Source organism: Paenibacillus gallinarum (assembly GCF_014836635.1).
GTDB classification, from domain to species: Bacteria; Bacillota; Bacilli; order Paenibacillales; family Paenibacillaceae; genus Paenibacillus; species Paenibacillus gallinarum.
Genome location: NZ_JACSQL010000014.1, coordinates 12,850 through 25,564, shown reverse-complemented (window position 1 = coordinate 25,564; position 12,715 = coordinate 12,850). Strand labels below are relative to the sequence as shown.

The following is a 12,715-nucleotide window of genomic DNA, read 5'->3' as shown; positions in this document are numbered from 1 at the left end:
AAGGCAGCAATCCAGTAGAAGCTTAGGAACGGAGAAACCAGTAAGCATCCGGTGAAATTCCGGAAATAGTCTGTATCGTACCATAGTGCTGATTGTCTTTTCCAACTAAAACTGGGCGTTTACGAAACTCGCTTGGTGAACATCCCACTTTTTCTTTAAAACATTTATGAAAATAAGAGTACGTACCAAATCCGCAGGAGTATGCAATACTTTCTAGACTTGCTTCTGTATACTGAATCCGCTCGATAGCATGTGACAAACGGATCTCACCAGCGTATCCGATGATTGTATAACCGGTTACCTCTTTAAATAGATGCACAGCTCTCGATACACTCAGTCCAGCATGATGAGCCACTTCTTCCACCCGGAGAGGACGAAGTGCATGATCGTTAATATATTGCTTCATCTTGACAACGAGTTCATTACTTCGAACGGAATCCTGTCCTTGCTTTTGACCAGTGTCCAGTGTTACCTGATCCATCGTTAGTAGTAACGTACATAACAAGTGACCTATGATCTCCTGGTTGTTCCGATTTACACGGTGCTGTTCGATAGACAACTGCTGCCATAAGTACAAAAGATGATCGTCTAGTGGAATTCGTTTTAGCGTATCGCGGTCATGTCTTCTCCACCATTCATCCATCCAGCTTCCGTCACACAGTAAAAAGTAGTCTCCACTTTCCGTATCCTCCCCCTCTTTTCCTACCCTTAAATGATAAGGTTCCCCTGGAGGATACATGAGAAGATCTCCGGGTGAAACTTGTTTCATTTCTCCATGAACTAGAGCTTGTGCAAAGCCCAGCACCTGAAGCCGAATTAAATAGAATGGCGGTGGATTATAAGATGTTTTAAAAGGACGATTATGTAAAGAATAAGAACAAGCATGTAATCTTATATCCATTGTAAAATAACCCCTTTAGCCAAATAGTTGAGGTTTTCAGTTAAATACCGTATATATTATTATTGCCTTTTTCAAGTATACTATAACGCGATTGACTATCTAATTCTAAACAACATAGAGGAGTAACTTATTATCATGATAAAAAGACTCATTGGACTATTTTCTATTCCTTCTTATGCCCTACTCTTTTTGTGTATGTTGCTGCAGGGAATGGCGATCTCACTCAGTGCACCCTTTCTATCGATTTATTTTACAGAGCAACTCGGTGTATCTGTAGGGGTATTTGGTGTTTTTCTTGCAGTCACTTTAATTGCTGGAATCTGGGTCAGCATACTTATAGGGAAACGCTCTGACCTCGGTTTGAATCGGAAACATATCTATATCGTCTCCACCCTCTGTAACGCCTTGGCTTTTAGTGGATACTTGCTCATTAAGGATTTTACGATCCTGTTCATATATATGACCGTGTTCACAGCACTTGGTGCACCGGGTATGCCCCAATTATTTGCGATTGCTAGAGAAGCTGTAACGAAGAGCCAGTCTACCGATCATTCATTTGCTAATTCTACCTTACGTTCCGCCTTCTCACTTGGTTTTATTACAGGTCCATTATTCGGTACCCTGCTTCTAGAAGCAGTTGGTTTTAGTGGCATTTTCTCAGGGACGATCGGTATTTTTCTTCTTGTCGCTTTTCTCGTCTTTACATTCCTGAAATCAAATGTTGAGCTAAAGACCAGCAGCACAGGCAGTACGGCACAAAGTATACGGCTGCATCAAAATCGGACGATCTTGCTTCCTTTTCTTATTCTGACACTGCTATATATAGCCCACTGGATGAGCAGCCTAAACACAGCCCTCTTTATTACTAACAATCTAGGCGGGACCACAAGAGATGTCGGTCTTGTTAGCAGCATTTGTGCTGCTTTGGAAATTCCTTTTATGATTATGCTGGGTCTGCTAGGCTCAAAGTACAGTAACCGCATTCTGATGATGTATGGCGCTATTCTAGGAGGAGCTTATTATCTCGTTGTCGTCATCTCAGGTGAGATGTGGCAACTGCTTGCTGCACAGTTACTGCTTGCCTTCTTTGTTGCGGTCATCTCAGCCATCGGCATCAGCTACATGCAGGATCTGCTTCCAAGCATGCCTGGATATGCATCTACGCTCTACTCGAATTCATCTACGATCGGCAGACTGGTAGGCAGCCTTGTTGGCGGAGGAGTAGCCAGTATCGTAGGTTACCGTTATTCTTTCATACTCTGTTTTATACTTGTTACTGCTGCGGCCATCATGCTTGTGGTAAGCGAACGACACTCGAAAAATGGGACACAGAAATTAGCGGTATAATCCGGTCTCAATTCCAAACTTTCCAATAACCAGCTCATTCTCTTTTAGGAGAGGATGGGCTTTTTTATGTAGATTTTTATACATTAACTTCTTATAACAACATTTTTGTAATATAGTTAGATAGATGAAATAGATTGTTGATTAACTGTTTATTTCAATAACTAAATTATACATATCGGGGGCAGTCATTTTGCGAACAAACACAAGGATTATTCTTAGTATTATTGGGCTCGAATTATTATTAATGGTCTTCTTTACAGCGAACGGAGCCTTTGTATCCATTACTTCTCCAGAGAGTCCTCTGCTTCAGTTTATTGGGGTGATCCCGCTCGCACTTGGTATCCTCATCTATTTGCTTGTGGGGAACAAGTGGAAACACTACTTCTTTACCTCCCCCTCTTCAGCTAAGAAGACTTTACTTTACTCCTTGCCGCTGCTCCTTGTACTCTTCCTCATTGCTTACGGTAATCACGGGCTGAACACATCCTCTTTACCTGATCTTTTTATCATGCTCCTTATACAGATCCTAGTCATTGGATTAGTAGAAGAACTGTTCTTCCGTGGCTTTATGCTCAGGCTTCTCCTTTCCAAAGGCTTTCGTGTTGCCGTCTTTACGACGAGCTTTCTGTTTGCAATTACCCACTCTCTTCAGCTGATTGGCGGGCAATCTCTCATTGATACCCTTTTTCAAATTATTTATGCATTTATGGTCGGGCTGGTCCTTTCCCTGCTTGTTGTTCATCGGCAATCCATCGTCATTCCTATCCTCTTTCATGGACTGAATAACTTCCTTCAATTTATGGGGAATTCTATAGGTAATGCAAATGAACCTGCCGCTATAGATTACCTCATTATTGGAATTATGCTGGTGTACTCCGTATACTTATGGCGAGGTATGGCTGCCAAGACAAAGAACGTACCTGACATACCTGATACTCGAAACGTAAATGTGTAAAAGAAAGCGTCCTCTGCAACAGGGACAGGTATCTTATCAGGTAGCTTTTCAAATATAAACTTCATGATATAAATGATTCATGGCATTTTTCATCTACGGAGTTAATCATTAACGAGCCTAATCATTTGTTAGGTTAACATGAATGATTTTATGGGTGAATAGTTTATACCTTTAATATAAAAAGCCCGCCATTTAGTGGCAGGCTCTTTCTGTTTTGGCTGGTGCTGATAAAGAAATCGTAAGATGAAACACTTCTTTTAATGCAACACATAAATAATAAACTATATACCCTGCAACACCGCCAAGCGTGTTAAGCAAGAGATCATCAACATCAAAGTTCCCCATGGAGAGGATCAGCTGTAAACTTTCCAGGCATAGGCTCATTCCAAACGAACCAATGAGTACAACAATTCCCGAGCTTGCCTTCTTTATTCCCATTGAAATTAAAAAACCAAACGGGATAAAGATAACAAAATTTCCTATTATGTTAACTACATTTCGTAAGTTGGGGTGAGCTGCCTGCCGTCTCAGTGTTCGGAATAGATCAAGATTTGCCGTATCCAATCGGTCTACAAGAGAGCCCGGGTCAACCAGAGTTTGATGTATTTTACTCAGTATGGGCCATATCTCAATTGAACCAAACTTGAACAATATGACTTTAAATAAAAAACAAATATATAGCAGTAATAACATCCAGACGATGTATGTTCTGCTTTTTCTTTGTGTCGTCTCTGTTTGCATCTTGAATCCCTCCCATCTTGTTACTTTCATTATTATGATTGATAAAACTAATAGACTATGAAATAAAGAAAGTTTTCGTAGAGCTTGAGATTATCTTTACTCTTTTAGCAAAACTGCTTATACAGTATCTGTTTCATAAGTTAGACTTCACTTGGATAAACAAAAAGCCTTCACCGATCGTTCCCTTTGTTCTTGTTTATAGAATAGTAGAAACTTCTTAAATAAAGAGTAGATTATATTTTAAATTTTTCTTAAATTTTTAGTTTTATTAGTCTTTGGTTGGACTATTGCTAGAAGACGTGATTCAAACATCACTTGGATTACATTATCTCTATAGCGATCGCTTGTTCTTTTCCTATAAAAATCCTCAGCCTGTGCCTCTTTTGTCTGTTTGTCCGTCAGTTCTTCATCTGCATTATACATCTGACATTACCAGCTAAATGACAAAAAACTATTATTTTTGATTCGATAAACTATTAAATTTTTCTTCTCTCTCAATTCCACATTATGGTATATTAAACAACGGGTTAGGTCTATTGCACCATTTATCTCGCTTATGACCTAACCATTTATAGTTCCAAGGTTTTATTTTGTTACTGATTAGAAAAAAGAGGCTGGGGGTAGCAAGGTGTATTGTCATCAATGTGGGGCAAAATGTGCTTCAGAACAGAAATCGTGCAAAAGCTGCGGGTCAAGATTATTAACTACAGATTTACAACAAGCTGTTATTGAATTAGCAGCAGGCAGTGGACTGAGCAATGCGGAAGTTAATCCCGATCCTATGAATCAAAAAACAGAGCCACGTAAAGAGAAAATTAGTGTTTTTCATTGGTTAATTCCCCTTCTTCTCGCGGGAGTTGTGGGTTTGGGATTACTACTGTTTTATCAGTACGAACATTCCATAAACCAAGAAACTTTGAATTTACAGCTGAAGGCAAAAGAAGAGGCACTTGAAGGCAATTATTCAAATGCCGTTAATCTACTGAAGCAGGCTGAAGAAAAACGCCCTGATTTCGCCGCGCTGACGCGTGATCTGGAGCTTGCATCTAAAGCAGCTCTACTTCAGGAGAAGCTTAGTAATGCCTCTGCGCAGCTAAAAACACTAAAGTTGAATGAAGGAGAGAAGCTCCTGAAGCAAGTTCAAGCCACCATTGGCAAACGAAAAGAACCGCTGTTTGGATATCTTCAGAGAGAACTTGCAGCTAATCAGGACAAATTGGCAGTCCTTCGAGTTAAAGGAGAGCTGGATAAGCTAACCACAGTAGATGAACTATCCGACAAACTTGACAAAATTAAAGGCCTCAGCGGAAAAGAAGCCGTCGCTGTTAAAGCTCAAATTATTAATAAAATTGTTGGTCTTAGTTATACTTCAGCAGAAGAAAAACAACGAAAAAAGGATTTTGTCGGTGCCCTGAATATAGTCGATAACGGGCTGTCTTATGATTCAGATAATGAGAAACTTACAACGTACCGAAACCAGATTGTAGAAGCAAAACGAGAGTTTGAAGAAGCAGAAGCAGAGCGCATACAGCTTGCTCAGCAGAAAGCAGAAGAAGAGGATCTAAACAACCGCACAGCTGCAGTTGAAGTAACAGATCTCAAAGCTATGCTAGACGATTATGGAGACCTATCTATCACGGGAATCGTCACGAATACAGCCACTCGTCCAATCTATTCAGTCAGCATAGATCTTGATGTTTTCAGTTCCTCTTCCGGAGCTTACATCGGAAATGCATATGCTGACGTTTCTCCTTTTAGACTGGAGCCGGGTGAATCCGGGGAATTCTCAACCTCATATTATGGGGTATACGAACAGGCAGAAATTTCAGTTACCAATGTATTTTGGTACTTAGAGTAGGAGGCATGAAACGTGAGAAAAGGATTATGGATCAGCACACTGACCTGCTTAACCATCCTTGGTTTAGGAGGTGGAGGAATGTATTTTATTCATACATCGGCAGCGAATGAGCTGAACGGGCAACCGCTGCTGGCCTTGCAGACTACATCAGAAACTACAACAAAGACTACAGAGCATAAAACAAAAAAAACACGCAAAGAAATTATAGAAGATAGCCAAAAACGTGTTGTTACTATTGAGAGTGGAAACAGCCTTGGTTCGGGGTTTCTGTATAACAAACAAGGTGATATCTTAACCAACGCTCATGTAGTAGATGGTTCAAAACAAGTCACAGTACGTACATTGTCCCAGGAAGAGTATGAAGGAACCGTGATTGGGATCAGCACAAATACAGATATCGCTGTAGTCCGTGTGCCTGATTTAGAAAAACTCTCTCCACTTTCTTTAGCTGAAGAAGGAAGAGCAGAAGTTGGAGATGAAATTCTTGCGCTTGGCAGTCCCCTAGGATTAGAGAACACGGTCACTACAGGAATTGTCAGTGGGCTAGATCGAAGCTTTGATATCGCCCCATATACATACAGTAATCTATACCAGATTTCTGCTCCCATTACCCATGGTAATAGCGGTGGACCACTTATTAGCAGCGATACGGGAAAAGTCTTAGGCATAAATTCAGCAATCGCTGATGAGGGTTCTACCATTGGATTTAGCATTCCTATTCCCAGCATACTTCAGCAGGCTACGGAATGGTCTAGGAACCCTATGACAGAACTTCCTAATTTGCTGAACGATGATGTTGATCCGGATAGCGACGTACAAACAGGAGACGAGCGAGATATTGTGACATACTTTTATCAAAGCCTTAATGATGGCGATTATGTCACAGCTTATTACCTTCTAGGAAGTGAATGGCAAAGCGGGATAAGCTATGAGGATTTTCGGGCAGGTTATCTACATACTGGCTACATAAATATCGGACCTGTCACTCTTAAAGAACAGACAGATGAAGCTACAGTCGAGATTGAAATTACAGCCGAAGAATGGCGCGACAGCGGTACCGTATATCAAAATTACCGGATGAGTTACACAGTCGGTTATGAGAATGGTGATTTGAAGATACTTCATGGAAAGGGAAAAAAGATATAGTAAACTGTAAATTAGTAAATTAAATTATTTCGAAAAGTACTGCTATATAAAGATATTCTCAAGAAATATCCAATCGAGAAAAGAAAGATTTACATACGTTTCTAAGTCTAATTAAGAACGTCCACCGGATCTTTTCGGTGGTGTTCTTATTTTTTTAAATATAATTGTATGCTTCTTTCTCTCCCTTGCCCAAAAAGAAAAGCCGAGCAAATGTCAGGAAAATGTCCTGGATCTACTCGACTCTAATACGGATACTTCGATTTCAACTGAATTCATGATTTTTTCCTTTTGAGTCCAGCCTCTTGTCAGTATGAAGCTTATTATTTCTTGATTTCCAAATTAGAATTTCTTAATAATCCCACTTAACGGCTTTGAATTCTACGCTTCCCTCTGTCGCAAAAAAACGAATCTCTTTGCTGTTTTGACTAGGGAAAATTCGACTCGTAAATACCTCAGTTCCGTCATTCACAAAAATTTCTACCGAGGAAGAATCCACAAACAAGTGGAATTTTATTCTGTCTGCCTCCAAATTACACGATCTTGTTGTTCCATAAGCGGCGCCCACCTCTTCGCCTGATAATGTACGGTCAAGGATCACTTTTTTCTGAGAAGCATCATACTTTATTACTGTCTTTTCTTCACTGCTTGCTCTAAATTCAATTCCAAACGTCATTGCATCTGCTTGTTCAAATTCACAAATCAATTCATAAGTGGTTCCCTTAAACCCATCAACCATTTTTGTTTCATTAAAAAGTGTAGCTTCTGCTTCATATTTATGTTTGCGAAGAGCCTGAAGCTCCTTAACCGGCTGTTGTACCAACTTACCATCCCGAATAAATAGCTGCCTCGGTAATGTTAGACAATGTGCCCACTCATTCCGGTCTGTTGGATATTCAATATCCGGTAAACCCATCCATCCAACAAGGATTCGGCGCTCTTCTGGATCCATCATAGTTTGCGGAGCGTAAAAATCAAAACCTCGATCAAGCTCTATGAAGTCACCATGCTGTAATACTTTACTCTGTAAATCGAGCTTCGCTCCAAGGACATAACCCGATTGATAAATATTACGGTATTTGTCTCCCTCTGGCCCTAAGCCTTGTGGTGAGAAAAGGAGTACTCCTTGATCTTGAAGTTCAAAATAATCGGGACACTCCCACATGTAACCGAATGAATCTAACTTTGTCTTGATTTCCCCTTCAAACTCCCAAGTTAATAGATCCACCGAACTGTATAAGACTACACAGCCTGTTTTATTGTCTCGCTGTGCTCCAATAACAAGATAGAAAGTATCGCCTGTTTTCCACACCTTTGGATCTCGATAATGATCTGTATATCCGGCAGGAACATTAGCAATAATCGGTTTATCAAGTTTTTTGGTTATTTCCCCTTGCTGATTCATGATCGCCATACATTGATAAGGGTGTCTTATCCACTGCTCATTCCGTGTATTCCCTGTATATATTAAATGTAATTTATCATTATGCTGGGTAGCACTTCCCGAATAAGCCCCATGACTATCGAATTTATCTCCAGGTGTTATTCCTATTCCAACGTTCTCCCAGTGAACAAGATTTTTGGATTTGGTATGATACCAATATTTCAGACCATGTACCGGGCCAAGTGGAAACCACTGATAGAATAAATGATATTCCCCATTATAATAAGAGAACCCGTTGGGATCATTCAAAAGCCCAGTTTCCGGTTGAATATGGAACGTTTGCCGCCATGGGCAATGGTTAACTTTATTTTTCAAGTTGTTTATTTCTTCTGGACTTACCTCTTCTATTTTTCGGTATCTCTGTTCTCTCGTCCATTCCATATATTAAACTCCTTTAAATAAAAACCAGAATCATCCTTGTGGCGAAGCGCTTTCATCAAGTCTTTGCTTGTAGATATGAGAAATCGACTTTGCCATCAAGAACTTTATTTATCTGTACTAATCCTGTTATGAGCTAAGTTCTGTCCTTTTTTTATTAATGTTTCCGTATATTATAGTGAATAATCCACCACATGTTAATGCGATCAAATGAGCGATAATATAATGAATATGCCCGTGATTTTCAGCGGATACAATGGCTAACCCCGGAAGAGCCGTAGTTCCAAATCCGATTGAAGTAAGCTTAGTTAGATATACATAACCGCCTGCAATCGCTTCTCCAATACATCCAGCAATCAGCGGGAATTTGTATTTTAAAGTGACCCCAAAAATGGCTGGCTCTGAAACACCAAATATGACGGAACCAAATGCTGAAATTCCAAGTTCTTTTACTTTCGTATTTTTCCGATGTAAAAGAACATATCCTAGTACCGCTCCCCCTTGTCCAAACAAGGCTACTGACATTAATGGATTTATGAAATTTCGTCCTGTATCGATAAGAAGCTGTGCTTCTACCGCACCTAAAACATGGTGTAACCCCGTAATTACGATAATTTGCTGAATACCTGCAAAGATCATATATCCAAAAATGCCTAAGTTTTGTGTGGTCCATAATAATGAAGTGGTTACGAATTGCGCTAATTCGCGGCCAAGCGGCCCGATAATTGTAAATAATAGTACAGATGAAACAAGTACGGTTAACATAGGTGCCAAAAACAGCTTAATCATATTAGGTACTTTTTTAATAAAGAACTGATCTAATTTTGCAACTACAAATCCCATCATTAAAGCAATAATAATGCCGCCTTGAAATCCAACGAGTTCAATATTTAACCCTAAAATATTAATAACCTCAGGATCAACATTGCCTTTAGCTACTTCATAAGCATCTGCTAAGTTCGGATGCAGCATGATCGCGCCAATAACTAAACCAAGAATTGGTCTACCGCCATATCTTTTAGTTGCAGAATAGGCTACTAACAATGGTAATATTGTAAATATTCCAGATGATACAATCGATAGCAGTCGGTTAATCCCTTCTAAAGCAGGGTACATTTCTATAACTGATTTTTCACCAAACAATCCCTGTTGTCCTAACAACCCTGTTATTCCCATTAATAATGCGGCTGCAAGAATCCCAGGCATAATCTCAATAAATACATCAGATAAAGATTTAATTGCTTGCTGGAAAAAATTTTGTTTTTGAGAAGACTTTGTCTTTACATCACTAAGCGACATATCTTCTGTTTCTGTAAGTTTAGCAAATACAGCATAAATGTCGTTTACAAGTCCTGCTCCAAAAATAATTTGAAGTTGGTCCCCTGCTATAAAGACTCCTTTGACTAAATCTATATCTTCTACTTTTTTTAAATCTGCTTTATCGTTATCTTCTAATACGATTCTTAATCTAGTGGCGCAATGGGCGACGCCGGCGATATTTTCTTTGCCACCTATGTTCTCTAATATCTCTTCAGATATCGTTACGTATTGTTTTTTCTTGTCTTTCATGTCGCTTTTCCCTCTTTCCTGACTGATCAATTATGATGTTTTGTAAATCTCCAGAACATACTTAGAAAGTCTTGCTTGATCCTTGGTAGTGTAATCCCTGCATTCATTAGCTCATCTCCACCAAACAGTTCACCCGTCTCGACATCTTTATAAATATAGTTTGGATTGAGGCCTTTGAATTTGAGGGTTCGAAGGGAAGCTCCTGGTTGCGAGAGCACTTTGAAATAACTAGCTACTACTTCTGATTGATCCCCGGAAACAAAGTTCCATGCAGCTTCATTTCCATCAAATGGGCTGAGTATTCGATGAAATTTTCCAAATTGGATAATTGGACGAATCTCCTTATACAAAGCAACTTGTTTTTTGATTTCCTCTTTCTCTTGTTCTGTTAATATGGTTAGATCTAGCTCGTAACCAAAGTTTCCAGCCATTGCGACATGTCCTCTTGTCTCTAGGGGAGTTATTCTTCCCACTTGATGATTAGGGACAGTTGAAACATGAGCTCCCATGGTAATCGGCGGATAAACGAGACTTGTACCATATTGAATTTTAAGTCTACACATCGCATCTGTATTATCACTTGTCCACGTTTGCGGCATGTAGTAAAGCATTCCTGCGTCAAAACGCCCACCACCACTAGAACAGCTTTCAAACAATATATTAGGGAATCTCGATGTGATTTCTTCCATTACCTTGTACAGACCCAAAATATAACGGTGAGCGGTTTCACGTTGTCTTTCTGGTGGCAAAGTTGCTGACCCTATATCCGTCATGTGCCGATTCATGTCCCATTTCACATAGGTAATCGGTGCACTTGATAAAACACTAGATACGGATTCAATAACATATTCGCACACTTCCTCACGTGATAAATCCAAGAAAAGTTGATTCCGTCCCAGTGTGTGTGACCGATCTTCTACATGTAAACACCAATCTGGATGCTTCCTATATAAATCGCTGTCTACTGAAATCATTTCAGGCTCAAACCATAATCCAAACTCCAGACCGAGCTCACAAATTCGATTGGCAAGATGTTGTAATCCGTTTGGAAGTTTACGCTGATCGACGACCCAATCCCCTAGTGAACTGTTATCATCGTCTCTTTTTCCAAACCATCCATCATCTAATACAAGCAGTTCTATTCCTGCTTTTTTTGCTTCTACCGCAATTTCTTCGATCTTTTCCGCATTAAAATCAAAATAAGTAGCTTCCCAGTTATTGATGAGTACGGGCCTTAGCTTATCCCTGAATGTTCCACGGCATAATCTTTTACTGTATAGCTCATGAAAGATTCTAGACATATCACCCAGCCCATTTGCTGTGTAAGCCATTACAACTTCAGGCGTTTGAAAAGTTTCCCCAGGTTCTAAAAGCCAAGTGAAATCAAAAGGATTAATACCTATAGATACTCTTGTATTACGATAGGGGTCTACCTGAACTTGCGCTGTGAAATTTCCACTATAAACAAGGTTAAATGCATAAACTTCCCCTCGATCCTCATCGGTCCCTTTTCTTACTAATGATAAAAATGGTGCTTGTTGAGGACTGCTTGCCCCCCGGCAACTATCAACCAGTTGAATCCCAGGCACAATTCTACGCCTCTCTATATTCTTTTCATTGTTGTGTGCACCATATAATGTAATTAATTCATACTCATCATCTCGAAAATCAACACTAGCGCTAAGCGCCCGAAGCATCTTCAAATTTTGTGACCCTTCATTGTTAAAATGAACCGACCTTGTGATCACATCTAATTCAGGGTATAAACTATAAGATAGCGTCACCGTTAGTCCCAGCAACTTATCCTCCATGATAAGCTCCAGCGTTTCTGCCTCATTTTCATCCTCTACATAAGTAGATGGTAATCCTTTTAGTTTTGGCTTTCCTTTGTAGATCTTGTAATCTTTATAACGTAGATCAGTCACGGTTGATCCATTATTCAACTGAATTTGATAAGCCGGTATTCTAAAATCTCCATTCCCATAAGCCGGATATTCTTGAGGCAGCGTATCGAGTGAAAAAGTTCGATCAGAGGCATCAGGATTAGGTGAAAATCCTCTATCCATATAAATAATTTTGTTACTTCCACGATAGGTTTGAACCCTTTTCCCCCAATATAAATGTGCTAAATAGCCATCCCGAACCACCTGCATTACATAACTTGTGTTTTTCCCTTGCAGATGAAATAAGAGTTGTTCCTGATTAATGTGAATTGCCATAGAATCCTCCTTCAAGTTCATAGTCATTGATGTATCTAGGATAGTAGATAACCTATCTGAATAAGAAATAATGTAGTATTTCTTATTTTTTATAAGCCTGTTTCATAACGAATAATAAGTTGTGATAAAAATACGTAAAATATAAGAAAGCGTTTTAACT

10 protein-coding genes are annotated in these 12,715 nt (G+C 39.5%); 4 read left to right on the top strand and 6 right to left on the bottom strand.

The features are described 5' to 3' along the window. Positions 1–22: 22 nt before the first annotated feature. Positions 23–901 carry an AraC family transcriptional regulator gene (locus H9647_RS21520; protein WP_191803914.1) on the bottom strand — a complete coding sequence of 293 codons (879 nt, stop codon included), beginning with the start codon at positions 899–901 and terminating at the stop codon, positions 23–25. A 135-nt stretch (positions 902–1,036) separates the two neighbouring features. Here H9647_RS21520 and H9647_RS21515 point away from each other — a divergent pair, with 135 nt between their 5' ends. Together H9647_RS21515 and H9647_RS21510 are read left to right on the top strand one after the other, a co-directional pair. Continuing rightward, complete coding sequence (locus H9647_RS21515; protein ID WP_191803912.1) at positions 1,037–2,248, top strand: sugar efflux transporter; 1,212 nt, start codon at positions 1,037–1,039, stop codon at positions 2,246–2,248. A 190-nt stretch (positions 2,249–2,438) separates the two neighbouring features. Next, on the top strand, positions 2,439–3,203 hold the full coding sequence (locus tag H9647_RS21510; RefSeq protein ID WP_191803910.1) for a CPBP family intramembrane glutamic endopeptidase: 765 nt from the start codon (positions 2,439–2,441) through the stop codon (positions 3,201–3,203). Positions 3,204–3,395: 192 nt separating this feature from the next. On the opposite strand, the gene H9647_RS21505 is transcribed toward H9647_RS21510, so the two are convergent. Then, positions 3,396–3,944, bottom strand: a complete 549-nt coding sequence (locus tag H9647_RS21505) for a VanZ family protein (RefSeq protein WP_191803908.1) — start codon at positions 3,942–3,944, stop codon at positions 3,396–3,398. Between the two features lie 240 nt (positions 3,945–4,184). Then, entirely contained in the window at positions 4,185–4,367 is a 183-nt protein-coding gene (locus tag H9647_RS21500; RefSeq protein ID WP_191803906.1) for a hypothetical protein, read from the bottom strand. Between the two features lie 205 nt (positions 4,368–4,572). Here H9647_RS21500 and H9647_RS26240 point away from each other — a divergent pair, with 205 nt between their 5' ends. Beyond that, the gene (locus H9647_RS26240) at positions 4,573–5,802 is read left to right on the top strand and encodes an FxLYD domain-containing protein (RefSeq protein WP_191803904.1); all 1,230 of its coding nucleotides are present in this window, start codon (positions 4,573–4,575) and stop codon (positions 5,800–5,802) included. A 12-nt stretch (positions 5,803–5,814) separates the two neighbouring features. After that, positions 5,815–6,948, top strand: coding sequence for a S1C family serine protease (locus H9647_RS21490; protein WP_191803902.1), 1,134 nt, complete (start codon positions 5,815–5,817; stop codon positions 6,946–6,948). 349 nt (positions 6,949–7,297) lie between these two features. Here H9647_RS21490 and H9647_RS21485 read toward each other — a convergent pair whose 3' ends face one another. The 3 genes from H9647_RS21485 to H9647_RS21475 form a co-directional block, all read right to left on the bottom strand. Beyond that, on the bottom strand, positions 7,298–8,770 hold the full coding sequence (locus H9647_RS21485) for a glycoside hydrolase family 32 protein (RefSeq protein WP_191803900.1): 1,473 nt from the start codon (positions 8,768–8,770) through the stop codon (positions 7,298–7,300). A 126-nt stretch (positions 8,771–8,896) separates the two neighbouring features. Next, complete coding sequence (locus tag H9647_RS21480; RefSeq protein WP_191803898.1) at positions 8,897–10,336, bottom strand: PTS transporter subunit EIIC; 1,440 nt, start codon at positions 10,334–10,336, stop codon at positions 8,897–8,899. A gap of 26 nt (positions 10,337–10,362) precedes the next feature. Next, entirely contained in the window at positions 10,363–12,555 is a 2,193-nt protein-coding gene (locus H9647_RS21475) for an alpha-galactosidase (protein WP_191803896.1), read from the bottom strand. Positions 12,556–12,715: the final 160 nt, after the last annotated feature.

Bases quoted from the DNA above. Each gene is read 5' to 3' on its own strand.
- H9647_RS21520 (WP_191803914.1), bottom strand. From the start codon at position 901: ATGGATATAAGATTACATGCTTGTTCTTATTCTTTACATAATCGTCCT.
- H9647_RS21515 (WP_191803912.1), top strand. From the start codon at position 1,037: ATGATAAAAAGACTCATTGGACTATTTTCTATTCCTTCTTATGCCCTA.
- H9647_RS21505 (WP_191803908.1), bottom strand. From the start codon at position 3,944: ATGCAAACAGAGACGACACAAAGAAAAAGCAGAACATACATCGTCTGG.
- H9647_RS21500 (WP_191803906.1), bottom strand. From the start codon at position 4,367: ATGTATAATGCAGATGAAGAACTGACGGACAAACAGACAAAAGAGGCA.
- H9647_RS21485 (WP_191803900.1), bottom strand. From the start codon at position 8,770: ATGGAATGGACGAGAGAACAGAGATACCGAAAAATAGAAGAGGTAAGT.
- H9647_RS21480 (WP_191803898.1), bottom strand. From the start codon at position 10,336: ATGAAAGACAAGAAAAAACAATACGTAACGATATCTGAAGAGATATTA.
- H9647_RS21475 (WP_191803896.1), bottom strand. From the start codon at position 12,555: ATGGCAATTCACATTAATCAGGAACAACTCTTATTTCATCTGCAAGGG.